This is a genomic window from Streptomyces sp. 4N124 (genome assembly GCF_052245395.1).
Taxonomy (GTDB): Bacteria; Actinomycetota; Actinomycetes; order Streptomycetales; family Streptomycetaceae; genus Streptomyces.
Genome location: NZ_JBQQBS010000004.1, coordinates 78,646 through 100,865 on the forward strand (window position 1 = coordinate 78,646; position 22,220 = coordinate 100,865).

Annotated in this window: 25 protein-coding genes; 18 read left to right on the forward strand and 7 right to left on the reverse strand. The window is 70.5% G+C overall.

The genetic code is table 11. The features are described from left to right. Positions 1–4 precede the first annotated feature (4 nt). The 12 genes from ACTWQO_RS05520 to ACTWQO_RS05575 all read left to right on the forward strand — a co-directional run bounded on the left by ACTWQO_RS05520 (position 5) and on the right by ACTWQO_RS05575 (position 10,331). On the forward strand, positions 5–1,216 hold the full coding sequence (locus tag ACTWQO_RS05520; protein WP_443236070.1) for an acyl-CoA dehydrogenase family protein: 1,212 nt from the start codon (positions 5–7) through the stop codon (positions 1,214–1,216). Then, positions 1,213–2,184: a phosphotransferase family protein gene (locus tag ACTWQO_RS05525; protein WP_443236071.1), complete on the forward strand. Its 972-nt coding sequence runs from the start codon at positions 1,213–1,215 to the stop codon at positions 2,182–2,184. Before ACTWQO_RS05520 ends, ACTWQO_RS05525 begins: the two co-directional genes overlap by 4 nt. A 12-nt stretch (positions 2,185–2,196) precedes the next feature. Further along, entirely contained in the window at positions 2,197–3,411 is a 1,215-nt protein-coding gene (locus ACTWQO_RS05530) for an acyl-CoA dehydrogenase family protein (RefSeq protein WP_443236072.1), read from the forward strand. Continuing rightward, positions 3,408–4,184 carry an SDR family oxidoreductase gene (locus ACTWQO_RS05535; RefSeq protein WP_443236073.1) on the forward strand — a complete coding sequence of 259 codons (777 nt, stop codon included), beginning with the start codon at positions 3,408–3,410 and terminating at the stop codon, positions 4,182–4,184. The genes ACTWQO_RS05530 and ACTWQO_RS05535 overlap by 4 nt, the downstream gene beginning before the upstream one ends. Then, positions 4,181–4,957: an SDR family NAD(P)-dependent oxidoreductase gene (locus ACTWQO_RS05540; protein ID WP_443236074.1), complete on the forward strand. Its 777-nt coding sequence runs from the start codon at positions 4,181–4,183 to the stop codon at positions 4,955–4,957. Before ACTWQO_RS05535 ends, ACTWQO_RS05540 begins: the two co-directional genes overlap by 4 nt. After that, on the forward strand, positions 4,954–5,799 hold the full coding sequence (locus tag ACTWQO_RS05545) for an enoyl-CoA hydratase/isomerase family protein (RefSeq protein WP_443236075.1): 846 nt from the start codon (positions 4,954–4,956) through the stop codon (positions 5,797–5,799). Before ACTWQO_RS05540 ends, ACTWQO_RS05545 begins: the two co-directional genes overlap by 4 nt. A 65-nt stretch (positions 5,800–5,864) precedes the next feature. Next, a complete protein-coding gene (locus ACTWQO_RS05550) occupies positions 5,865–6,491 on the forward strand; it encodes a TetR/AcrR family transcriptional regulator (protein WP_443236076.1) in 627 nt (208 codons plus the stop codon). 136 nt (positions 6,492–6,627) lie between these two features. Then, on the forward strand, positions 6,628–6,978 hold the full coding sequence (locus ACTWQO_RS05555) for a nuclear transport factor 2 family protein (RefSeq protein ID WP_443236077.1): 351 nt from the start codon (positions 6,628–6,630) through the stop codon (positions 6,976–6,978). After that, a complete protein-coding gene (locus ACTWQO_RS05560) occupies positions 6,975–7,355 on the forward strand; it encodes a nuclear transport factor 2 family protein (protein WP_443236078.1) in 381 nt (126 codons plus the stop codon). Before ACTWQO_RS05555 ends, ACTWQO_RS05560 begins: the two co-directional genes overlap by 4 nt. A gap of 9 nt (positions 7,356–7,364) precedes the next feature. Next, a complete protein-coding gene (locus tag ACTWQO_RS05565) occupies positions 7,365–7,685 on the forward strand; it encodes an EthD family reductase (RefSeq protein ID WP_443236079.1) in 321 nt (106 codons plus the stop codon). A gap of 64 nt (positions 7,686–7,749) precedes the next feature. Beyond that, positions 7,750–9,282: a class I adenylate-forming enzyme family protein gene (locus ACTWQO_RS05570; RefSeq protein WP_443236080.1), complete on the forward strand. Its 1,533-nt coding sequence runs from the start codon at positions 7,750–7,752 to the stop codon at positions 9,280–9,282. Continuing rightward, positions 9,279–10,331, forward strand: a complete 1,053-nt coding sequence (locus ACTWQO_RS05575; RefSeq protein WP_443236081.1) for an MBL fold metallo-hydrolase — start codon at positions 9,279–9,281, stop codon at positions 10,329–10,331. The genes ACTWQO_RS05570 and ACTWQO_RS05575 overlap by 4 nt, the downstream gene beginning before the upstream one ends. A 21-nt stretch (positions 10,332–10,352) precedes the next feature. Here ACTWQO_RS05575 and ACTWQO_RS05580 read toward each other — a convergent pair whose 3' ends face one another. Next, positions 10,353–11,102 (reverse strand): SDR family NAD(P)-dependent oxidoreductase, encoded by a 750-nt coding sequence (locus ACTWQO_RS05580; RefSeq protein ID WP_443236082.1) that lies wholly within the window; start codon positions 11,100–11,102, stop codon positions 10,353–10,355. A 46-nt stretch (positions 11,103–11,148) separates the two neighbouring features. After that, entirely contained in the window at positions 11,149–11,952 is an 804-nt protein-coding gene (locus tag ACTWQO_RS05585; protein WP_443236083.1) for an SDR family NAD(P)-dependent oxidoreductase, read from the reverse strand. A 189-nt stretch (positions 11,953–12,141) separates the two neighbouring features. Between ACTWQO_RS05585 and ACTWQO_RS05590 the strand changes: the two genes are divergently transcribed. After that, on the forward strand, positions 12,142–12,873 hold the full coding sequence (locus ACTWQO_RS05590) for a ferritin-like domain-containing protein (protein ID WP_443236084.1): 732 nt from the start codon (positions 12,142–12,144) through the stop codon (positions 12,871–12,873). Positions 12,874–12,998: 125 nt separating this feature from the next. Further along, positions 12,999–14,201 (forward strand): cysteine desulfurase-like protein, encoded by a 1,203-nt coding sequence (locus ACTWQO_RS05595; protein WP_443236085.1) that lies wholly within the window; start codon positions 12,999–13,001, stop codon positions 14,199–14,201. A 100-nt stretch (positions 14,202–14,301) separates the two neighbouring features. Here the strand turns inward: ACTWQO_RS05595 and ACTWQO_RS05600 are convergent, their stop codons facing one another. Next, on the reverse strand, positions 14,302–14,592 hold the full coding sequence (locus ACTWQO_RS05600; protein ID WP_443236086.1) for a hypothetical protein: 291 nt from the start codon (positions 14,590–14,592) through the stop codon (positions 14,302–14,304). Between the two features lie 355 nt (positions 14,593–14,947). Here ACTWQO_RS05600 and ACTWQO_RS05605 point away from each other — a divergent pair, with 355 nt between their 5' ends. Next, a complete protein-coding gene (locus ACTWQO_RS05605; RefSeq protein ID WP_443236087.1) occupies positions 14,948–15,202 on the forward strand; it encodes a hypothetical protein in 255 nt (84 codons plus the stop codon). A gap of 268 nt (positions 15,203–15,470) precedes the next feature. Here the strand turns inward: ACTWQO_RS05605 and ACTWQO_RS05610 are convergent, their stop codons facing one another. Both ACTWQO_RS05610 and ACTWQO_RS05615 read right to left on the reverse strand, forming a co-directional pair. Next, complete coding sequence (locus ACTWQO_RS05610) at positions 15,471–17,084, reverse strand: DEAD/DEAH box helicase (RefSeq protein ID WP_443236088.1); 1,614 nt, start codon at positions 17,082–17,084, stop codon at positions 15,471–15,473. A 100-nt stretch (positions 17,085–17,184) separates the two neighbouring features. Beyond that, positions 17,185–17,388, reverse strand: a complete 204-nt coding sequence (locus ACTWQO_RS05615; RefSeq protein ID WP_023544341.1) for a cold-shock protein — start codon at positions 17,386–17,388, stop codon at positions 17,185–17,187. Positions 17,389–17,725: 337 nt separating this feature from the next. Here ACTWQO_RS05615 and ACTWQO_RS05620 point away from each other — a divergent pair, with 337 nt between their 5' ends. Further along, the gene (locus ACTWQO_RS05620; protein ID WP_443236089.1) at positions 17,726–18,631 is read left to right on the forward strand and encodes a helix-turn-helix domain-containing protein; all 906 of its coding nucleotides are present in this window, start codon (positions 17,726–17,728) and stop codon (positions 18,629–18,631) included. A 25-nt stretch (positions 18,632–18,656) separates the two neighbouring features. Here the strand turns inward: ACTWQO_RS05620 and ACTWQO_RS05625 are convergent, their stop codons facing one another. Then, a complete protein-coding gene (locus tag ACTWQO_RS05625) occupies positions 18,657–19,472 on the reverse strand; it encodes an SAM-dependent methyltransferase (protein WP_443236090.1) in 816 nt (271 codons plus the stop codon). A gap of 147 nt (positions 19,473–19,619) precedes the next feature. Continuing rightward, a complete protein-coding gene (locus tag ACTWQO_RS05630) occupies positions 19,620–20,048 on the reverse strand; it encodes a hypothetical protein (RefSeq protein WP_443236091.1) in 429 nt (142 codons plus the stop codon). Positions 20,049–20,164: 116 nt separating this feature from the next. On the opposite strand from ACTWQO_RS05630, the gene ACTWQO_RS05635 reads away from it, so the two are divergent. Both ACTWQO_RS05635 and ACTWQO_RS05640 read left to right on the forward strand, forming a co-directional pair. Then, positions 20,165–20,653: a hypothetical protein gene (locus ACTWQO_RS05635; protein WP_443236092.1), complete on the forward strand. Its 489-nt coding sequence runs from the start codon at positions 20,165–20,167 to the stop codon at positions 20,651–20,653. Between the two features lie 59 nt (positions 20,654–20,712). Further along, positions 20,713–22,146: a tetratricopeptide repeat protein gene (locus ACTWQO_RS05640; protein WP_443236093.1), complete on the forward strand. Its 1,434-nt coding sequence runs from the start codon at positions 20,713–20,715 to the stop codon at positions 22,144–22,146. Positions 22,147–22,220 lie beyond the last annotated feature (74 nt).

Sequence of the window (22,220 nt, forward strand, 5' to 3'; positions counted from 1 at the left end):
GACCATGACCCGCATCCCGGACCCTGAGGAGTTCCGTGCCGAGGCCCGGCGCTGGCTGACGGGCGTGGCGAAAGCCCGCCCCACGCGCCGGGCATGGGGCAGCGGCGACGACTCCGTGGCCGTCTTCGAGAACCGGACCGAGGCGCAGGAGCGCGAGCACACCGACCGGACACGGGAGTGGGAACGCACCCGCCACGACCAGGGGTGGGGCGCGCTCGGCTGGCCGGAGGAGTACGGAGGGCGTGAACTGCCCGCCCACTACGAACAGTTGTACCGGGCGGAGGAAGCCGCCTTCGACGTGCCCCGGCGCACCGAGATCTTCCCCGTCACCCAGCAACTCGTGGCTCCCGCGATCCGTGTCTGGGGCACCGACGAGCAGAAGCGGCGCTGGCTGCGCCCCATGCTCCGCACCGACGAACTCGCCTGCCAGCTCTTCTCCGAGACGGAGGCGGGCTCCGACCTCGCCGCCGTTCGCACCCGCGCCGTGCGGGACGGGGCGGGCTGGGTGCTCAGCGGCCACAAGATCTGGACGTCCGGCGCCCGCGTCGCCACCTGGGGCGTCGCCGTGTGCCGTACCGACCCGGATGCGCCCAAGCACGCGGGCATCACGGTCTTCCTGGTGCGGATGGACGCGCCCGGCGTGACCGTACGGCCCATCCGCCAGATGACCGGCGGCTCCAGCTTCAACGAGGTCTACCTGGACGACGTGTTCGTCCCGGACGCCGATCGGCTCGGCCCCGTCGGCGAGGGCTGGCGGGTCACCCTCACCGTGCTGGCCGCCGAGCGTCTCGACTCCGGCGGCCTCGGCCTGGACAACGCCGACCGCGCACTCGACCTCGCCCGGCACCTGCCCCGGCCGCTCACCGGCGGCGAACGGCAGCAGGCGGCCGACCTGTTCGTCCGCTCCCTCGTTCAGCGGCTCATCGGGCTCCGTGTCACGGCCGCCCTGGTCGCCGGCCGCGAACCCGGCGCGGAGGCCTCGGTCGGCAAGCTCCACGCCACCGCCACCATGCGCGCCACCACCGACCTGGTCCAGCAGCTGCTGGGGCCACGCCTCGCCGCCGACACGGGGGAGTGGGGCACCTTCGCCTGGACCGAGCACCTGCTCGGCGCGCCCGGCTACCGCATCGCCGGCGGCAGCGACGAGATCCAGCGCACCATCCTGGCCGAACGCGTGCTGGGACTGCCCAAGGAGCCGAAGGGGGCCGGTCGTTGAGCACCGCGACCGAGGTGACCGAACTCGCCGGACGGGTCCGCACACGCCTCGCCGAACGGCATCCGGGCGAGTCCTTCGGTGATCTGCGCACCCTGCCCGGCGGCCACTCGGGACTCACCTACACCATCGCCTCGAGAACGGCCCGTTATGTGGTGAAGGCGGTGCCACCCGGACAGCGGCCCATCGGCCGCAACGACGTGCTCCGCCAGGCCCGGGTGCTGCGCCTGCTCACCGGATCAGCCGTGCCCGTGCCCGGAGTCGCCGCGGTCGACGAACGCGAACCGGCCTGGTTCGCCATGGAGTTCGCGGACGGCGAGGCGATCGAGCCGGTCCTCGACGAGCACCGGCTCGATCCGGGGCTGTGCCGGACCCGGATGCTGGCCGTGGCCGACGTACTACGAGACCTGCACGACACGGGAGCGGACGCGTCCGAGCCCCCACTGGACCCGGCGAGCGAGCTGGAGCGGTGGTCCCGCACCATGCGCGCCGTACCGATCGAACTGCGGCCCGGGTCCGAGGAGTTGCTGGGCGCCCTGGCGTCCCGGGTACCGGCGCGCATCCCGCCCGTGCTGACCCACGGCGACTTCCGGCTCGCCAACGTCCTGTGCCGGGGCGAGCGGCCGGTCGCAGTCGTCGACTGGGAGATCTGGGCCGTAGGCGATCCCCGGATCGACCTCACCTGGTTCCTTCTCTTCGCCGACCACACCAACTTCCCCCGACTCGGGCGGACCGTGCCCGGCCTGCCAGGCGAGGAGGAACTGCTCGCCGCCTACCTCGACGGCCGCCCCGAACCACCCGCCCTCGACTGGTTCCGCGCCCTGGCGCGCACGAAGATGGCCGCGATCATGGGCCACAACCTGCGCAGACACCGCGAGGGCAAGCACCACGACCCCGACCAGGAGCGGCTGCCGCCGACGATCGCGGAGATGATCCGCACGGCGCGCGGCATCGTCGCCCCCATGCCCTGAAGGAGCGCCGGCATGGATTTCGGACTCACCCCGAAGGCCGAAGAACTCCGCGACCGCATGGCCGCGTTCATGGACGAGTACGTCCTGCCCGCCGAAGCCGTGTACGACCGGCAGCTCGCCGAGGGCAACGACCCCCATCGACTCCCGCCGGTGATGCGGGAGTTGAAGGAGAAGGCGCGTGCCGAGGGCCTGTGGAACCTCTTCCTCGCGCATGGCGACTGGGGCGCCGGCCTCACCAACCTCGAATACGCACCGCTCGCCGAGCTGGCCGGACGGTCGGTGATGGGGCCCGAGGTGTTCAACTGCTCCGCACCCGACACCGGCAACATGGAACTGCTCGCCCTCTTCGGCACACCCGAGCAGCAGGACCGCTGGTTGCGGCCCCTGCTCACCGCCGAGATCCGCTCGTGTTTCGCGATGACCGAACCGGAGGTCGCCAGTTCCGACGCGCGCAACATCCGCACGCGGATCACCCGTGACGGCGACGAGTACGTGGTCAACGGCCACAAGTGGTACACGTCCGGAATCCTCGATCCGGACTGCCGGCTGATCATCCTGATGGGCGTCACCGACCCGGACGCGCCGACGTACCGGCAGCAGAGCATGCTGCTGATCCCACGGGACACACTCGGCATCACCGTCCTGCGTGATCTGCCGATGTTCGGTTACACCGACCGCTGCGGCCACGGCGACGTGCTGTTCGAGGACGTACGGGTGCCGGCCTCGGCGCTCCTCGGCGGCGTGGGGGAGGGATTCGCCCTGGCACAGGGGCGGTTGGGACCCGGGCGCATGCATTACGCCATGCGGGCCGTCGGATTCGCCGAGCGCGCCCTGGAGTTGATGTGCCGCCGGACCCTGACCCGCACCGCCTTCGGCGGCCCGCTCGCGGAACAGGGCGTCGTACGCGAGTGGATCGCCCGCAGCCGCATCGAGATCGAGCAACTACGGCTCCTGGTCCTCAAGTCGGCCTGGCTGATGGACACCCAGGGCAACTCGGCCGCCCGTACCGAGGTCGCCGCCATCAAGGTGGCCGCCCTGGAGGTCGCCCACCGGGTGGTCGACCGGGCCGTCCAGGCGCACGGGGCGGCCGGCGTCAGCGACGACACCGTACTGGCGCGGCTGTACGCCATCACCCGGGCGCTCAGGATCGCGGACGGGCCCGACGAGGTGCATCTGCGCACGGTCGCGCGGCGTGAGCTGGCCAAATACCCGGAGGAGTCGGCGTGAACGGACAGGTACTGAGCGGCCGGGTCGCGGTCATCACGGGCGGTTCCCGGGGAATCGGTCTCGGAATCGCGAAGGCGTACCGCGAGGCGGGCGCCCATGTGGTGATCGCGGCCCGGAAGCCGGACGGACTGGCCGCGGCGCGCGAGGAGTTGCTGCGGGCCAAGGGGGACGGTGAGGTGCACGAGGTGGTCGCCAACGCCGGGGAGCCCGACGACGCCCGGCGCTGCGTCGAGGAGACGATGTCCCGCTTCGGCCGTCTCGATGTCCTGGTCAACAACGCGGCCACCAACCCGTACATGGGTGACCTCCTCGACCTCGACCTGCCGCGCGCGGAGAAGACCGTACGCGTCAACCAGTACGGAATGGTCGCCTGGACCCGGTGCGCCTGGCGGGCGTGGATGCAGGAGCACGGGGGAGCGGTCGTCAACATCGCCTCCGTCGGTGGACTGATCGTCGACCCGCACATCGGCTGGTACAACGCCACCAAGGCGGCCATGCTGCACATGACCCGGCAACTCGCCTACGAACTCGGGCCGAAGGCACGGGTGAACGCCATCGCGCCCGGGCTGATCAAGACCGAGCTGGCCCGGGCCGTCTGGGAGCCCAGGGAGCCGATCCTGACCGCGAAGCTGCCGCTGCGCAGGCTCGGGACGGTGGCGGACGTGGCGCACGCGGCCGTCTTCCTGGCGTCCGAGGCCTCGTCCTGGATGACGGGGCAGACGCTGGTCCTGGACGGCGGGGCGACCGCGCTGCCCATCGGGGTGGAGGGATGACCCCCGTCGTGCGCCCGGTGCCGGAGTTGTTCTCGCTGCGCGGTCGGACCGCCGTGGTCACCGGGGCGTCGTCCGGACTCGGCGCCCGGTTCGCCGTGGTGCTCGCCGCGGCCGGTGCCACCGTCCTCGCCGCCGCCCGTCGACTGGAGAAGCTGAAGGAACTCGCCGACGAGGATCCGCGCATCCACCCCGTCCTCTGCGACGTCTCGCGGGAGGAGGACCGGGTACGGCTGATGGAGACGGCGCTCGACGAGACCGGCCGCCTCGACGTGCTCGTCAACAACGCGGGCGCCTCCGGAGCCGTACGCGCCGAGGAGGAGAGCGCCGAGGACTTCGCCGGCGTCCTGGCCGTGAACCTGGTGGCACCCTTCCACCTCGCGCGGTTGCTGGCCGAGGCGCCGTCGTCCGGTCGTATGCGATCGGTGGTGAACGTCTCGTCCATCCTGGGGCTGGTCTCCGGAGCCCCGCTGGGCGGTGCGGCCTACGCGGCGTCCAAGGCCGGTCTCATCGGTCTGACCCGTGAACTGGCCGGGCAGTGGGGAAGCTCGGGGGTGCGGGTCAACGCGCTCGCCCCCGGCTGGTTCGCCTCGGAGATGACCGACGGGCTGTTCTCCGACGAGCGCTCCCGGCGCTGGGTCGAACGGGGCACGATGCTGGGGCGCGGCGGTGAGCAGGGGGAGTTGGACGGGGCGCTGCTCTACCTGGCCTCCGACGCGTCCTCCTACTGCACCGGGCACGTGCTCACCGTGGACGGCGGATGGACGGCGCGATGAGGGTCACGATCGAGGTGGACGGCGACGGGCTGGCACGTGTTGAAATGTGCCGCGGGGCGGGCAACGCGATCGACCTGACGACGGCCCGGGAGATGCTGGACGCCGTGCGCGAGTGCGAGGCGACGCGGGCGCGGGCGGTGCTGCTCACCGGACGGGGGCGGTCCTTCTGCGTGGGCGGTGATCTGAAGGAGTTCGCCGCGCTGTCCGGGGAGCGCCTGGCAGGGCATCTCACCGATGTCACCGACGCGCTCCACGAGGCGCTGCGGATCCTCGCCGCGCTGGACGCTCCGCTGGTGGTCGCCGCGCAGGGGGCCGTCGCGGGGGCGGGGCTGGGACTCGTGACGGCGGCGGACGTCAGTCTCGCGGCGACCGACGCCTCTTTCACGGCCGCGTACACCGCGATCGGGTACACGCCGGACGCCGGCGTCAGTTGGTCGCTGCCCCGGCTCGTCGGGCCACGCCGGGCCCTGGACCTGCTGTTGACCAACCGGCGCGTGCCGGCTGCCGAGGCGCTGGAGATGGGGCTGGTGAGCCGGATCGTCGCGCCCGGACGGCTGTACGAGGAGGCCGTCGAGACGGCGAGGGCGCTGGCGCGCGGAGCCACCGGGGCCTACGGGGTGACGCGGCGGCTCGTTCGCAGGGCACTCTCCGCCGGCCTGGACGAACACCTCGACGCGGAGGCCCGCCACCTGGCCGCCGCCGCGGTGTCCGCGCAGGGCCGGGAAGGCGTGGCGGCGTTCCTCGCCGGGCGCCGGCCCGACTTCGCTCGGCAGGAGCCCGCGCGGCCCGATCCTCCGCCGCCCGGGTGCGCGCGACCGATCTTCGATTCGAACCCGACCTGAACTTGGGTCTACTCTCGGACGACCGGACGGTGATCGGAACCGCCCGTGGAGCAGAGGGAGAGGCGATGGCAAGGGCGCGGATCGTGGATCCGGAGGAGGGGCCCAGGTCGAAGCGCGGCGCGATCCTCGTGGCCGCCGTGGAGCGGTTCGGCGAGGACGGCTACGAGAACACCAAGTGGTCGGAGGTGGCCGACCGGGTCGGCATCGGGCAGACCGCTCTGTACCACTACTTCGAGTCCAAGGCCCACTGTCTGCTCACCATCATGCGGCTGGAACTCCAGCGCTCCCACGACCAGTTCGTCGAGGCCACGACCGATGAGACGGACCCGGTGGAGGAGGTGCGCGCGGCGGTCCGGAGCGCCTTCGCGGTCACCGAGCGGGAGATCCGCCAGATGCGGATCCTGCAGGCCAACATGTCCCTGCTGGCCAACCCGCGGAAGTCCAAGCGCGAGGAGACGGAGCGCGTCGCGGCCCGTCAACTGGTCCAGATGGTGGAGCGGGACTGGACGAACCTGCTGATGCGCGGCATGGCGAAGGGTGCCTTCCCGGTCCGCGACGCGCACACCCTCGGTCTTGCCGTCCTCGGCATGATCGTCAGCGTCTGGCGCTGGTACCGGCCGACCGGAGCGATTCCCCTGTCGGAGATCAGCGAGATGATCGAGGGGTGCGTGGTGCGGATGGTCGCGGAGTAGCCCTCTCCACCCTGCGCGGACCGGCCCCGTCGCGCGACGTCCCGCCTCTTGTCGGCGGCGGGGCGCTGGGCTTACAGTTCAAATTGAACTGAACTCAGGTTGTTTACTGATAGACGCTGAGGGAGAGCGATCGGCAATGGTGCTTCGCGAGTACATGGCCAGAATGGACGGCCAGGACCCGGAAAAGGCCCTCGAACTCCTGGAATCCGGCTTCCGGTTCCTCATCGCCCTCCCCGGCGGCCAACGGACCGGCACGTCCCGCGAGGACTTCGCCGCGTACATCGCCGGGCGCGACGCCGTGGACCGCAGGCACGAACTCGTGCGGTACGCGGTCGACGGCGATGTCGAGACGGCCTATGGCTTCGTCGTCGACCAGGGCGTGACCACCGGCGCGTTCCTCTCCGCCGTACAGGTGTCACCGGCCGGGCTGATGGCGCGCTACCAGTCGTTCTTCACTCCCGACTTCGATCTCGTGGACCGGCCGTGACCGCGCCGTCCACGTCCGCCGCGCCGTTCCTGGCCGCTTGGTTCGCCATCCTGGACAGCGACGACGCCGACCGGATCCTCGACCTGATCAGTGACGACTTCGCCTTTTCCATCCTGTTCTCCACCGGGGGCGACGAAGGCACCGACTTCCACGGCGGCCGGGCCGAGATGGAGGGCTACCTGGCGCAGCGGGAAGTGGGCGTGCGCACCCACCACCTGCTTGGCGCGAGCACCGTCGGCCGGGACGAGCTGTACCTCGGCGAGGTACGCAGGTCGGGCGTGCCGGAGGCGAGCTTCGTGGCCTCGGCCCGGCTGGACGGCGAAGGCAGGGTGCGGCGCCTGCTGATCGGACGTTCGCCGGCGGTCCTGTTCACCTGAGGAGGCGTGATGTACAACCTCGTCCTGCTGGCCGCCCGGCCGCCCGAGTGGACCCATGAGCGATTCATCGACTGGTGGCGAGGCGAACACGCCGAACTCACCCGCCGGCTGCCCGGACTCCGCGCCTGGCGGCACACCGACATCGACGAGGCTCTCGAACCGCGCTCGGAGGGCTGGGACGGCGTCTCCGTCCTGAGCTTCGACACGGCCGAGGACCTGCGCAAGGCGCTGCGGAGCCCGGAGTGGGCGGGGGCCGTCGCCCAGGTCGGCGACATGCGCGGACGCCGGATCGCCGTCATGGGCGGCGAGGCGGAGATGTACGCCGGCTGAGCACGCCGGGCCGTGGACCCGGCCCGACCTGGGCCACCCCCTTCGCGACGAGGCGAGGAACCGGATGCGACAGACAGTGCGGGAGTTCTACGACCGGGCCGAACTGGCCGACTTCACAGCCGTCATCGACGACCACGGACAGCACTCGGCACGCGAACTTCTGCGGTGCGCGACCGAGCTGGCCGACGAGATGACCCCGGACGGCACGCCGGGCGGCACCGTGCTTCTCCAGGCCGACAACTCGTGGCGCACGGTCGCCGCGACGCTCGCCGTGGGACTGACGGGCGGTGTCCTGGCCCTGGTCAACCGGCACACCACCCAGGCCGAGTTCACCGCCGCCGTGGCAGACATCCGGCCCGATGTCCTGATCGCCGAACCGTCCGCGCTCCATGAGTGGGACGGCGGCCTGGCCCTGCCGGACGCGCTCACGGCCGAGGCCCTCGACGGCTGGTCGGTACGTGCCGCCCGCGGCCCGCGCGATGTCTCCCGCTGGTCCGGCGGCACGCTCATCGGCCTCACTTCGGGCTCCACCGGACGGCCCAAGGGCGTCGTCCAGTCCGAGAGCGCGCTGCGGTACGCGTGTTCCTGCACGATCGACGTCAACGGCCTGCGCGACGGGGACGCGGTGGCCGCCGTCGTCCCGCTCTCCTCGACGGCCGCCTACTGCTTCGGCCCCTGTCTGTCGCTCATGCTGGGCGGACCGCTCGTCCTGACCGGTCGATGGGACCGCGAGGAGGCGCTCGCGCGGATGGCCGCCCACGACGTGCGATGGACCATGTGCGTGCCGACCATGGCCCTCCAGATGGGCTCCGCCGCGGCCGGCTCGAAGGTCCTCGACGGGGTCCGTTCGATCACCGTAGGCGGCGGCCCCATGGACCAAGGGGCGCTGGCCCGCGCCGAACGCTCCCTGGGCACGACGATCCTGCGGGTCTTCGGCATGTCCGAGTGTCTCGGCCACACCTCGCCCCGGCCCGACGACCCCGAGGACATCCGCCTCGGCCGCGACGGACGGCCCTTCCCCGGCACGGATCTCAGGGCCGTCGCCGCCGACGGCACGGTGCTGGGGCCGGATTCGACAGGCCGCGCGCAGGTCCGCGGACCGTCCCTCTTCCTCGGCTACGCCCGCGACGGCAAGGTCGAGCCGCCGGACCTCACCCCGGACGGCTTCTTCCCCACCGGTGACCTGCTGACGGCCGGTGAGGACGGGACGGTCACCGTCATGGGCCGGGAGAAGGACGTCATCATCCGCGGCGGACGCAACCTCGACATCACCGAGATCGAGCGTGCCGTCGCCGCCCACCCCTCGGTGGCCCGCGCCTGCGTGACCCCGGTACCCGACCCGCTCCTCGGCGAACGTGCCGCCGTGCTCGTGGTGGTCGAGGAAGGCAGCGCGGAACTCGGCCTCGACGCGATCACCGCACACCTCGCCGGCACCGGTCTGTCCAAGGCCAAGTGGCCCGAATTCGCCTTCACCGTCGGCGAGTTGCCCCAGACCACCGTGGGCAAGCTCGACCGGTCGGGAGCCCGCAGGCTCGCCCGCGACCTGCACGCGGGTCTCCCCGCACACCACGAACAGCACCGACAAGGAGATGCATGACCATCCCCACGACCCGCACCCCCCGTTTCGACCGCGGCCGTTGGGCGCAGGGCGGACCCGAGACCGTGCGACCCGGTGTCCACCGCATTCCGCTCCCGCTGCCGGAGGACGGACTGCGGGCCGTCAACGTCTACGCGCTGGAGGGGCTGACGGAGGGGCTGGTGCTGATCGACGGGGGCTGGTCGATCCCCGAGTCGCGCAAGGCACTTGAGGACGCGCTGACCGAACTAGGCCACGATCTCGGCGAGATCAGTCACATCCTGGTCACCCATATCCATCGCGACCACTACACCCAGGCCGTCGAACTGCGCAGGCTGCTGGGCTCCCGGGTCTACCTCGGCGCGGGCGAGCGGCGCGGTCTGGAGTTGCTGGGGGAGCTGCGGACGGACCAGCCGGCCGGTTCGCTCCAGACGCTGCGCCGGGCCGGCGCACCCGACCTCGCCGAGCGGGTCGCCGCGCTGGACCACGGCGGTTTCGACGCCGGTGTCTGGGAGGCACCCGACCGCTGGCTGCAGGCGGAGGAACTCCGCTTCGGAGACACCCGGTTGACGGTCGTGCCGACGCCCGGCCACACCCAGGGGCATGTGATCTACCTCGACCAGGCGCGGGGGCTGCTGTTCTCCGGCGACCACGTCCTGCCCCACATCACCCCGTCCATCGGCTTCGAACTCGGGGGCCCTGCCCTGCCGTTGGGTGACTACCTCGACTCACTGCGCCTGATGACCACCCTCGGCGACGCCCGGCTGCTGCCCGCCCACGGGCCGGTCGGCGACAGCGTGCACACCCGGGTCGCAGAGCTGCTGACCCATCACGACGACCGGCTCGCGGAAACGCTGGCCGCCCTCGGCGGTCGTACACGCACCGCGTACGAGGTGGCGGGGGAACTGGGTTGGACCCGGCGCAAGGTGCCCTTCACGGACCTCAGCGCCTTCAACCAGATGCTCGCCGTCAACGAGACCGCGGCGCACCTCGACGTGCTGGCGGCCCGCGGACACGTCCGGTGCACGCGCACCGAAGGCGTCAACTGGTATGAGGCTGCGACTGGTTGAGCCCCTTCGCGAGCAGCCGGCTCAGCGCGCGGTCCAGCCTCCGTCGACGTACAGCTCGGACCCGGTCATGAAGCTCGCGTCGTCGGAGGCGAGGAACGCCACCGTCGCCGCCACCTCCTCGGGCGTGCCGAGTCGGCCCAGCGGCGTTCCCTCGATCATCGCCGCCAACCGGGGTGTGTCGCGCCAGAGTTCACGGGAACGGGGCGTCTCGATGAAACCGGGGTGCAGGGAGTTCACCCGCACGCCACGCTTCGCCCAGTGCAGCGCGGCGTTCTTCGTCATCAGGCGTACGGCCCCCTTGGCCGCGTGGTACGAGAACTGGGCGCCGAAGCCGCCCACGGTACCGAAGATCGACGCGACGTTGACGATCGAGCCGCCGCCGGAGCGCTCGATGGCCGGGCCGCCGTACTTCATGCCGAGCCACACTCCGGTCTGGGTCACGCCGAGGACCTGGTCCCAGGAGTCCATGGTCTCGGTCTCGACGGTGTGCATCGCGGCGATACCGGCGTTGTTGACCAGCACGGACAGACCGCCCAGTGCCGCGGTCGCCGCCGTGACGGCCTCGCGCCACGCCGACTCGTCCGACACGTCCAGGGCCAGCCCCAGGGCGCCGCCCCCGACCTCTTCGGCGAGCTTCTCGCAGCGATCGGCGTCGAGATCGGTCACCGCGACCGCCGCGCCCTCGGCCGCGAGCCGGCGTACCACGGCGTCGCCGATGCCTCCGGTGGCGCCGGTCACCAGCGCCGTCTTCCCGGCCAGCCTCGCTTGCATGGGATCCCCTCGCTTCTTGATGGTGCCGGGTGCCTCTCGGTGGTCCTCAGTCCCGTACGCCGAGCCAGGCGAGCGCGCCGCCGTCGATCACGTACGACGACCCTGTGATGAACCCCGCGTCGTCGGAGGCCAGGAAGCACGCCAGCCTGGCGACCTCCTCCGGGCGCCCGAGCCGCTGCACCAACTGAGGTGCGGTCAGTTCATGTTCCATGGCGTCACGGTCCGCGGCGGCGGCGAAGTAGTCCTGGGCGAGTGGGGTGTCGATGACCCCGGGACAGAAGCAGTTGCAGCGCACCGGGGCCAGGTCGACGGCGGTGACCTTGGTCAGATGGATGACACCGGCCTTGGTGACGCCGTAGGCAGGGGCGTTGGGAAAACCGGTGAGGCCGGAGACGGAGGCTGTGTTGACGATGGCGGGCCCACGAGCAGAGCGGCGCAGATGGGGCGCGGCGAACTTGGTCGTCAGCCACACCGCCTTGAGGTTGACCTCGTAGACCGCGTCCCAGACCTCCTCGGGCAGCGAGTCGATGCCGCGGTCCGGTTCGGCCGTGAACGCCGTCTCGACCACCCCGGCGTTGTTGACCAGGACGTCGAGTCCGTCGAAACGCTCCGCCGTACGGGCCACCATCGCGGCGATGCTGTCCCGCTCACGCAGATCGCAGACGATCGCCTCGGCCTGTGCGCCGGCGGCGCGCACCAGCTCAGCGGTCTCGGCGGCGGTCTCCTTGTTCAGGTCGGCGACGGCCACGGCGGACGCGCCCTGACGGGCCATCTCCACCGCGATCGCCTGCCCGATGCCCTGCCCCGCGCCGGTGACGAGCGCGGTCTTGCCGTCCAAGGAACCCACCATGAGTCTGCTCCCGACCGCCTGTCCCGTACGGTACCTGAACTCCTGAACTTACTTCATTTCAGGCAGTCTAGAGTCAGGGAACGAGGGCGACAAGGCTCAGATCCCTGGGCCTCCTGGGAACGGTTCGGTGGTCGTCAGGCGTCGTCCCTCTCCAGGGCACGGTGGCCGTGTCCGGAGAGGAGCGACCGGGTGCATACGGATGGATTCGCCAAGTGGACGCAGCGGTTCGAGGATGAGCGGGAGCGCCGGGACGCCGAGGGGGACCCGGACTGGGGGCGAGGAGCGACGCTGCATCCGGCGCTGTCGGCGAGCATTCAGCGCTTCCAGGTCGGCGAGGACGGCGACGGCGCCAACCTCGTCGCCAAAGCGGACCAGGCCGGCGACGCCGACTATGCGCGGGCGGTCCGGCTCTTCGTCGCAGAGGAACAGAACCACGCCCGTCTGCTCGCCCGTCTGCTGGCCGCGGGTGGCGTACCGACGTTGACCGGCCACTGGAGCGACACCGTCTTCGTACGGTTGCGGCGACTCATGGGCCTGCGCATGGAATTGCTGGTGCTGATGATCGCGGAAGTGGTGGCGCTGCGTTACTACCGTGCCCTGCGCGACGGCGCCGATGACCCGCTCGCGTCGGATGTGGCCGGACGGATCCTCGCCGACGAGCAGCGCCACGTCCCGTTCCACTGCGAGCGACTGCACACCTCCCTGGCCGAACTGCCCCGCCCGATACGCCGCCCGGTGATGGCCCTCTGGCGAGTGCTCCTCCTTGCGGTCTGCCTCGTCGTCGCCGTCGACCACGGCCCGGCCCTGCGCCGACTCGGCATCCGTCGCCTTCGTTTCGTGGCCGACGTCATGGCATCGGCCGACGCCGTGGTCTCCGCGGTGCTGGCACCCCGCCCGGATGCGTGGTCGAGCGCGCGTTGACGCCCTGGCTGTTCCTGAGGGAGCGGCGGTTCGCGCCGGCGGTCTCGTGAACTACCGTCGTCATCGCCTCGACGAGGTCCCGGCAGGCCGAACCCCGCCGTGCCCGAGCATCGACAGGAGCTTCCGTGACGTACGACGTAGCCGCTCTCCGTGCGCAGTTCCCCGCCCTGAGTGCCGGGATCGCGCACTTCGACGGTCCCGGCGGCACACAGACACCCCGGCCGGTCATCCAGGCCATCGCCGACGCGCTGGCGCAGCCGCTGTCGAACCGGGGCCGGATCACGGCCGGGGAGCGCAATGCCGAGACCATCGTTACCGAGAGCCGCCGGGCCCTGGCGGACCTGCTGGGCGCGGAACCGGCCGGGATCGTCTTCGGCCGCAGCGCCACCCAGCTCACCTACGATGTCTCCCGCACCCTCGCCAAGACCTGGTCGCCCGGCGACGAGGTGATCGTCACCCGACTCGACCACGACTCCAACATCCGCCCCTGGATCCAGGCCGCCGAGCAGGCCGGCGCCACCGTGCGCTGGGCCGACTTCAACCCCGCGACCGGCGAGCTGGGCGTCGAGGACATCCGCGCCGTGCTCTCCGAGCGGACCCGGCTCGTCGCGGTCACCGCCGCCTCCAACCTGATCGGCACACGGCCCGCGATCGCCGCGATATCCCGTGCGGTGCACGAGACCGGGGCGCTCCTCCACGTCGACGGCGTGCACTACACCGCCCACTCCCTGGTCGACGTCGAGCAGCTCGGTGCCGACTTCTACGTCTGCTCTCCGTACAAGTTCCTCGGCCCGCACCACGGCGTCCTCGCCGCCCGGCCCGAGTTGCTGGAGAGCCTGCACCCCGACAAGCTGCTGCCCTCGACGGACGCCGTCCCGGAACGTTTCGAACTCGGCACACTGCCCTACGAGTTCCTCGCGGGCACCCGCGCCTCGGTCGACTTCCTCGCCGGCCTCGACACCGACGCCACCGGATCTCGCCGCGAGCGGCTGGCCTCCGCGTTCGCGGCGCTGGAAGAGCACGAGAACGTCCTGCGCGCGCAGATCGACAAGGGACTGTCCGCCCTGGAGCAGGTCACGGTGCACTCCCGCGCCGCCGACCGCACCCCCACCGTGCTGCTCACCTTCGAGGGCCACAGCACGGCCGACGCGTACGACTTCCTGGCGCAGCGCGGAGTCCAGGCGCCCGCCGGCTCCTTCTACGCCCTCGAAGCGTCCCGCCGACTCGGCCTCGGAGACACCGGCGGCCTCCGTGTCGGCCTGGCGCCCTACAACAACACCGATGACGTCGACCGGCTCCTGGAGGGCCTGGCGGACTTCCTGAGCTGATCAGCTTCACCCTGTGACATGAGAGATCCCGGCACCGGGCCTGAGGCCCGGTGCCGGGATCTGTTTTGTGCTGTCGGCCGCCTGCGCGACCGTGCGGTGCTTAGAAGGCGCTGTTGCTGCAGCCCATGTCCGAGCCCAGGTGCGTGCCCTGGCCGCCCGAGTTGCCCTCGCCGTTGAGTCCCTGGCCCAGCAGGCCGTTGAGGATCCCGACCTGGCCGAGGATGTCGAGGTTCAGGTCGTGCGACTTGCATTCGGTGCTCTGCAGGACGCTGTAGTTCCCGCCGCCCTTGCCGTGACCGTCGCCGCCGTTGGCGCTGGCGGTGCCCGCGCCCAGGAGCCCGACGCTGCTGAGAGCGGCGACCAGGACGGCAGCCTTGTGAAGCTTGTGCATGTCATCTCCGGTGAGTGAGGTGGGTGCGATCCGTGACAGATCGACTTCGTACCGTGACCGAAGATTAGAAGGAAAAGTGATAGGCGAGCCGGTGTGGCGCGCCGACCTTCGCGATCTTGCGGCGAAAGCACCCTGACGCCGTAACGCATGAGCGCCCTTGGGTCGCGATCTCCTGACGGGTTGTCAGCTCACCTTGTGCGTCGACGTCCGGCCCTCGGGCGGCACTTGGGGTTCGCCCTGAGTTCGACACGGCACGCGGAGGCGTCGGAGATCCAATATGGCTACGCGTTGTGTGCTTATCATCACATTACGTAATCAAGCGAGGGCAACTGCCCACGTAAGAAAGGGTCAAACTATGCGCAAGATTCAGCGTGTTGCGGTCGTGGCGGTAGCGATCGCGGGGCTGTCCACCCTCGGTGCCGGCGTCAGCTTCGCCGGCGACCACGGCAAGGAGAAGGACGCCACGGACATCACCGCGGTGGCCGTCTCGCAGTCCAACGCCGTCGCCTCGTGGGACGCGCCCCACGGTGAGAAGCACGGCGACAAGGGTGGGCACTCCACGCCGGAGCAGGCTGTCGACCAGTTCGCCCTTCCGTACATCTCCCGCTAGGACAGGCGTCGAGGGGTCGATGCGCAGGTCTCAGCGCGTTGCGGCCGTAGCCGTGACGGCCGCGGGGCGGGTGGCTTCGTACTCCGTCGCGTAGCGGCCCCATAAGTCGCAACAACCCCGTCAACCAGGCCTCCACAGGCACCGCAGCCCGGACGCGCAACACAGCCCCACCAGGGCGCGCGTCCGGGCTGCAGCTGTGCTGGGGGCTGCTCACTCGATGGTGCTCGGCGACGGTCGCACAGCGCCGGCGAACGCCGGCGCCAGGTGATCAACGGGGTGAGTGTTGCCTGCTGCTCCGGGGTGCGGAGGCGCGGCGGGCGCCGGAGGCTCCGGTTGCGGTGGTGCTGGTGGTGGTACCGGTCGGTGTCGATCGGCGGCCCGATCGGCGGGGAGCCTTGCCGGAGGCGGCACCGGTCGAGGCGGTGTCCGTGGCTCGGCGGTCCGCGGTCCGGCCGGCCGTGCCGGCGGCGGCGCCGGTCGCCGCTCCGGCCGCGCCGTTGCCGTTCCGGCGGCGGTTGGAGCGCTTGCCGGGCTCGTTGCCGGGCTTGCGGTTCGGGCGGGAGGCTGTCGGCGTCTCCGGCTGGGGGACCGGGAGGGTGACGGCGATGCCGGACGGCTCACGGGCACCGGTGATGCTGGACAGGTGGGGGTCGCTCGATGTTATGCGGGCGGTGCGGGCGCGGATGCCCGCGTCGGACAAGAGGCGGGTGACGTCCCGCTTCTGGTCGGGCAGGACCAGGGTGACCACGCTGCCGGAGCCGCCGGCGCGGGCCGTGCGGCCGCCGCGGTGGAGGTAGTCCTTGTGATCGGTGGGGGGATCGACGTTCACGACGAGGTCGAGGTCGTCGATGTGGATGCCGCGGGCCGCGACGTTCGTCGCGACCAGCGCGGTGACCTGGCCGTTCTTGAACTGATCCAGGGTGCGGTTGCGTTGCGGCTGGGACCGGCCCCCGTGCAGGGCCGCCGCGCGGACACCGACGGCCAGGAGCCGCTTGGCGAGCCGGTCGGCGGACCGCTTGGTGTCGAGGAAGAGGAGGACCCGGCCGTCACGGGCGGCGATGCGCGTGGTGACCGCCTTCTTGTCGGTCTCGTCCAGGAGGTGGAGCACGTGGTGCTCCATCGTGGTCACCGCTCCCGCGGACGGATCCACGGAGTGCACCACGGGATCGGTCAGGAACCGCTGCACCAAGCGGTCGATGTTGCGGTCCAGGGTGGCCGAGAAGAGCAGGCGCTGCCCGTCGGGCCGTACCTGCTGGATCAGCTTGGTGATCTGCGGCAGGAAGCCCATGTCGGTCATCTGGTCGGCTTCGTCGAGCACCGTGATGCGGACGCTGCCGAGCACGCAGTCCCCGCGTTCCACGAGGTCGTTGAGCCGACCCGGGGTCGCCACGAGGACCTCGGCGCCGCGCCGGAGCGTACCGGCCTGCTTGGTGATCGACAGTCCGCCGACCACGGTCGCCAGCCGGAGATTCACCGCGGTCGCGTACGGCGTCAGCGCCTCGGTCACCTGCTGGGCGAGTTCGCGGGTCGGCACCAGCACGAGGGCAAGAGGTGCCTTGGGCTCCGCGCGCTGCCCCGCCGTGCGGGCGAGGAGCGCGAGCCCGAACGCGAGGGTCTTGCCGGAGCCGGTGCGTCCACGGCCCAGCAGATCACGGCCGGCGAGCGAGTTGGGCAGGGTGGCGGCCTGAATGGGGAAGGGGGTGGTCACACCTTGCGCGGTAAGGGTCTTCAGCAGCCCCGCGGGCATGTCCAGACCGGCGAAGTCCTCGACGGCGGGAAGTGCGGGTGTGGTGTTTTCCGGCAGCCGGAATTCCCTGGGCGACGCCGCGGGCTGTGGGGGTGACGACGAGCGCCGGTTCGGCTTATTGGGCCTGCGGGACATTGCGGTTGCCTGCCTTCCTGGAAAACACACTGGAAACAGCACTCACCGGGGTCCGCACCGTGACGGTGCGGACCCCGGTGAGCGGATACGCGTGCGGCGATCAGGCGGGGACGATGTTCTCCGCCTGCGGGCCCTTCTGGCCCTGCGTGACGTCGAAGGAGACCCGCTGGCCCTCCTGCAGCTCACGGAAGCCCTGGGTCGCGATGTTCGAGTAGTGGGCGAACACGTCCGGGCCGCCGCCGTCCTGCTGAATGAAGCCGAAACCCTTTTCGGCGTTGAACCACTTCACAGTTCCCTGTGCCATGACTTTCTCCTTCTGTAGGCAGAGGCCCCATCCGGAGATGCCGGGAAAACAACTAATGCGCCTGATGGAGAAACATTCCCGTCAGGCGCACATAGGTTCATGGGTACCACAACTGCAACGCAGAAACCGTAGCACAACTCGGCGGCCGACGTTCGTCGAGTCGCTCGTGTTTGAGTCGAGCCCCTGGGGCCGCGCCGACGCCGCTGATGCCGCCCAACTCGCTCTCAGCGTAGGCTAGTTGGCGCGATCCGGAGATCATGTACCGGACAGCCCCTAGGATGGCTGGCTGCCGCGCTTGTACGCGTGCAGAGTTGCGTTCACCGCAGGGAGAATGCCGATGGGTATGAAAGAGGCCGCACGCACCCCGTCCGACAGTGCGGTAGGGGACGGCGGGTCGGCCGGCCCCGTAGTGCCGCGGCTGGTGCTGGGCGCACGGCTGCGCAGGCTGCGGGAGGAGCGGCACATCTCGCGTGAGGCCGCGGGACATGTGATCCGCGCCTCCCGGTCCAAGATCAGCCGGCTGGAGGGCGGCCGCCACGGGTTCAAGCTGCGGGACGTGGCCGATCTGCTCACCCTCTACGGCGTCACCGACGAGGCCGAGCGTGCCACCTTGCTGGCGCTGGCCGAAGAGTCCAACACACCCGCCTGGTGGCAGTACTACAACGACGTGGTGCCCACCTGGATGCAGACCTACCTCGGGGCCGAGCAGTCGGCGAGCCTCATCCGCTGCTTCGAGGTCCAACGCGTTCCCGCCCTGCTGCAGACCGCCGACTATGCGCGTGCCGCGATTCGGCTCGCCCACCCGGGCGCCGGTGCGGAGGAGATCGAACGGCGAGTCGGACTACGGATGACCCGCCGGCGGATCCTGCACCGCCGTCCGGCCGCTCAGTTCTGGGCCGTGATCGACGAGGCGGCGCTGCGTCGCCCAGTGGGCGGCGTCAGCACGATGCGCGCCCAGCTCAGGCAGCTCATCGAGATCTGCGGACTCCCGCAGGTCACGGTCCAGATCATGCCGTTCCGCGCCGGCGGTTACGCCGGGGAATGCGGTCCGGTCACCATCCTGCGGCTGCCCGGCGGTCAGCTGCCCGACGTGGTCTACCTCGAGCAGCTCACCACCGCGCTCTACCCCGACAGGCCCGCCGAGATCGAGTGCTACTGGGATGTCATGAACCGGCTGGTGGTCGAGGCCGAATCACCGGACGAGACGCCGACGACCCTCCATCGCATCCTCCAGGAAACCTGATCCACGGGCCGGCAGTCGGCGGGTGTCAGCGCTTGAGGGCGACACCGCCGTACTGGTGCACCTCCGCTGGCAGGCCCCAGGCGGCGGCGTCGGGGCGCCAGCGCGAGCATGACGCGACGCCCGGTTCGAGCAGTTCCAGACCGTCGAAGTAGCGCTCGATCTGCTCGGGGCTGCGAAGGATGTAGGGGATCGAGCCACCCTCGTTGTACTGCTGGATGGCCTTCACGTACGACTCACTGGTGCTGGTGCTGTCGTAGTGCACGAGGTAGCTGCCGGCGGGCAGCGCGTCCACCAGCTGCCGCACGATCGAGCGTGCCTCGTCGAAGTCCTCGATGTGGCCCAGGATGCCCATCAGCATCAGCGCGACGGGCTGGTCGAAGTCCAGCGTCTTCCCGGCCTCCCGCACGATGGTGCTCGGCTCGCGCAGGTCGGCGTCGACATAGTTGGTGACCCCTTCCGGGGTGCTGGTGAGCAGCGCACGGGCGTGTGCCAGCACCAGCGGGTCGTTGTCGACGTAGACGATCTTGCAGTCGGGGGCCACCCGCTGGGCGATCTCGTGGGTGTTGTCCACGTTGGGCAGCCCGGTGCCTATGTCCAGGAACTGCCGGATGCCCTCCTCGGCGGCCAGGTGACGCACGGCGCGGGCGAGGAAGTAGCGGGCGGCGCGGGCGCCGGTCTCGATGCCGGGGAAGATCTTGCGGAAGGCGTCACCGGCCACCCGGTCGACTTCGTAGTTGTCCTTCCCGCCCAGCCAGTAGTTCCAGATCCGGGCCGACTGCGGCACTGAGGTGTCGATCTTGGAGGGCGTCTCCTGCTCGGAGTTCGCTGCCTCATCAGTCATGGACGCTCCTGTGCGTACGTAGTGACAACCACGAAACCGTCGAACATCAGTCGTGGCTGCCTACGCTATTCCTCGGGCCACGCCTCCCGTGCACCGGCGCCCCCAACCTGCCCGTGTTTTACCGCCTGTTGGCTTGTTTTCGTCCTCTCACCTGCGAGCGGTACGGGGCTGGGCCGACCGGAAGTACGCGCGGCTCGGCGGTGAGTAGAGGAGGCCTACGCCGATGCCTTCCGTGACGATGGCGAGGATGGCGCGTATCGCGTACTCCTCGCTGAACGGGTCGCTCGGGTCCGACAGCCCCCACATCACATGCGGGCCCAGAAAGAGCAGGAAGACCACGGCCGTCACCGTCGCGACGACACGGGCCGTGCGCCCGCCGCGGCAGAAGCGGAGGGCCGCACCGATCGTGACGAAGAGCAGGAGATACACGAACTGCGTCATCGCCGGGTCGTTCACGGCGATGGTGCCGCTGATCAGTGCGGAAAGGATCAGTAGCGCGGCGGCCCCGTTGACGTGCCCGGGCCGCTCGGCCGGAAGCCGCTCCGGCGGGTGGTCCTCGTCTGCTGAGCCAGTCATCCTGCCCTCCTCGTCTCTGGTCCTGAGGCCCGCAGCCGGCGGCGTCGGGCCGTGCCCGGGATCGTCCGGCCAGGGGCCCGGGACCCCTCCCGGGCGGGACGCGCCATCGTGACGGCATGCCCAAGGTCATGCGTGTCGTAGCCGCCGTCATGGGGCTGGTGGTGCCCGTCGTCGCCGGCTGCTCCTCCGAACCGGGTTCACCGAAGGAGGAGTTGATCCAGAGCGCCGACGAGACCTGCCGTGAGATCAGCGAGCGGTTCACCGGTGACCTGGCGTACGGCGAGGGCGTCGGTGTGGGCGACGTACCGAAGTTGCGTGAACGGGCGGTCCTGCTGAAGGACCTGCGCGCACAGGTCCGCAAGATGCCGAAGCCGGAGACCGGCCAGAAGGACCTGGACGCCTGGCTGGGCAAGCTCGGCGTCTACATCGGCGGCCTCGAGGACCTGAGTGGCCAGTTCGAGAACTACCGGCCCGGACAGGACTTGCTGCTCGCGATGCAGATGTCCATCAACGAGCAGGCGGCTCAGGAGATCGCGTCGCCTGCGAAGCGCTTCGGGTTCGAGGACTGCGCGGCCACCAAGAAGTGGGAGTACATCGCTTCCTGACGCGTCAGCGCAGGCATGGGGCCGCTCCAGGCCAAGCCACGAAACGGGAGGAGATCGGCATGGATGAACCGACCTACGTCGTGCGGGAACCCGAGCCGTACGGGGCCAGGGCGCACGATCCGCTGGCCGTCGCGATCGGCAACGCCTCGCTGCTCGGCGTCGGCTATCTGATGCTGCGGCGGTGGCGCTTGGCCGTGTTCTCCGTCGCCGGCACCGTCGTGGTCGTCTCGCTGCTCGCGTCGACTGCCCGGACGTCGTACGAGATCGTGGCGCTGGTGTGGTGGGTGGCCGTCACCGTCCACGGCTGGTTTCTGGCGCGCGGAAGTGCCGGTCGGGGCGGCGCGGTGCGCGGTCAGCGTCTGGTCGCGCTCGCGGTGACGCTGCCGGTGCTGCTGGCGGCGGGACTGCTGCGGTACGACGCGTCGAGGATCGGCGACAGTGTCACCGAGGCTCGCGAGAGCGGTGACTGCGCAGAGGTGTCGGCCGCCCAGGACAGGGTGTGGTTCGGGCACCGCGTCGCCGACGCCCCGCTGACCGCCCGCGGCGACGAGGTCGTCCAGGACTGCCGTCGGCTGGATACGGCCCGGGCGCAGCTGGCCTCCTCGCTGACCGGTGAGACCGGCGCACTGGAGCGGGGCTTCGACACGCTCGCCTCCGTCCTCGCCGAACCCGGCAACGAGAAGACGGTCGAAGCGACCCTGAACGGATTCCTGCGCGCCCTGCCCGCAAAGGACCCCTGCGACACCGTCATCCTCACCTACTGGCTCCGCGACCGCGAGAGCAGCCACGACATACTCGACCGGTCCGCCGAGACGGCCCGGCGGACCGCGCCCGCCGCGCTCGTCGAATGCGGCGACGATCTGATGGATACCGACGACTGGAGGCAGGCCCGCGCGCACTACGAGCGGCTGCTGGACGAGTACCCGGACGACGGGCTCGCGAGCAGGGCCCGCAAGGGAGCCAGGAAGGCCACGCTGAGCATCGAGCTGGACAACGTCCGCAGTCTCCTCGCCGGAGGCGACGACTCACAGCCCGAGTACTGCTCCCACCCGGCGAAGTACAGCGGCGCCAAGCCCCTGAGCAAGGGCGCCAACCGGGCCCTCTACTACGGCCATGACGAGTACAGCGAGGACTACTCGGCGAAGCTCCCCGGCTCCTGGAAGGCCAACGGCCCCACCGACGCCGTCCTGGTGGTCTGCATGGGCGAGGAGACCTTCGGCAGCTCCGTCGAGACCTGCCCGTACCGGGCCCAGTCCTCCGGGAAAACGACCTATGTGACCTTCTACAAGATCGCGCTTCCCGTGAAGGTCTACGAGCTGCGCACCGGCAAGCTCGTCGCCAACCGCAAGATCCAGATCAGCGGCAGCAGTTGCCCCTCGGTCATCAAGTACTACACCAGCGGCGGTATCGACCCGGGCCCGTTGTCGAGCAGGTCCGTCACCGAGTCGACGTCCGATGTGCGGGCCGCGTTCCGTCCCTTGATCAACAGGTGAGGGGCGTACAGAATCTGACGCTCCGTCATCAACCGTGGTTCGTCGCCGTTTTCGGGAGGGCTCCCGGACGGACG

Bases quoted from the DNA above. Each gene is read 5' to 3' on its own strand.
- ACTWQO_RS05520 (WP_443236070.1), top strand. From the start codon at position 5: ATGACCCGCATCCCGGACCCTGAGGAGTTCCGTGCCGAGGCCCGGCGC.
- ACTWQO_RS05530 (WP_443236072.1), top strand. From the start codon at position 2,197: ATGGATTTCGGACTCACCCCGAAGGCCGAAGAACTCCGCGACCGCATG.
- ACTWQO_RS05540 (WP_443236074.1), top strand. From the start codon at position 4,181: ATGACCCCCGTCGTGCGCCCGGTGCCGGAGTTGTTCTCGCTGCGCGGT.
- ACTWQO_RS05545 (WP_443236075.1), top strand. From the start codon at position 4,954: ATGAGGGTCACGATCGAGGTGGACGGCGACGGGCTGGCACGTGTTGAA.
- ACTWQO_RS05550 (WP_443236076.1), top strand. From the start codon at position 5,865: ATGGCAAGGGCGCGGATCGTGGATCCGGAGGAGGGGCCCAGGTCGAAG.
- ACTWQO_RS05555 (WP_443236077.1), top strand. From the start codon at position 6,628: ATGGTGCTTCGCGAGTACATGGCCAGAATGGACGGCCAGGACCCGGAA.
- ACTWQO_RS05565 (WP_443236079.1), top strand. From the start codon at position 7,365: ATGTACAACCTCGTCCTGCTGGCCGCCCGGCCGCCCGAGTGGACCCAT.
- ACTWQO_RS05570 (WP_443236080.1), top strand. From the start codon at position 7,750: ATGCGACAGACAGTGCGGGAGTTCTACGACCGGGCCGAACTGGCCGAC.
- ACTWQO_RS05575 (WP_443236081.1), top strand. From the start codon at position 9,279: ATGACCATCCCCACGACCCGCACCCCCCGTTTCGACCGCGGCCGTTGG.
- ACTWQO_RS05580 (WP_443236082.1), bottom strand. From the start codon at position 11,102: ATGCAAGCGAGGCTGGCCGGGAAGACGGCGCTGGTGACCGGCGCCACC.
- ACTWQO_RS05585 (WP_443236083.1), bottom strand. From the start codon at position 11,952: ATGGTGGGTTCCTTGGACGGCAAGACCGCGCTCGTCACCGGCGCGGGG.
- ACTWQO_RS05600 (WP_443236086.1), bottom strand. From the start codon at position 14,592: ATGCACAAGCTTCACAAGGCTGCCGTCCTGGTCGCCGCTCTCAGCAGC.
- ACTWQO_RS05605 (WP_443236087.1), top strand. From the start codon at position 14,948: ATGCGCAAGATTCAGCGTGTTGCGGTCGTGGCGGTAGCGATCGCGGGG.
- ACTWQO_RS05610 (WP_443236088.1), bottom strand. From the start codon at position 17,084: ATGTCCCGCAGGCCCAATAAGCCGAACCGGCGCTCGTCGTCACCCCCA.
- ACTWQO_RS05615 (WP_023544341.1), bottom strand. From the start codon at position 17,388: ATGGCACAGGGAACTGTGAAGTGGTTCAACGCCGAAAAGGGTTTCGGC.
- ACTWQO_RS05620 (WP_443236089.1), top strand. From the start codon at position 17,726: ATGGGTATGAAAGAGGCCGCACGCACCCCGTCCGACAGTGCGGTAGGG.
- ACTWQO_RS05625 (WP_443236090.1), bottom strand. From the start codon at position 19,472: ATGACTGATGAGGCAGCGAACTCCGAGCAGGAGACGCCCTCCAAGATC.
- ACTWQO_RS05630 (WP_443236091.1), bottom strand. From the start codon at position 20,048: ATGACTGGCTCAGCAGACGAGGACCACCCGCCGGAGCGGCTTCCGGCC.
- ACTWQO_RS05635 (WP_443236092.1), top strand. From the start codon at position 20,165: ATGCCCAAGGTCATGCGTGTCGTAGCCGCCGTCATGGGGCTGGTGGTG.
- ACTWQO_RS05640 (WP_443236093.1), top strand. From the start codon at position 20,713: ATGGATGAACCGACCTACGTCGTGCGGGAACCCGAGCCGTACGGGGCC.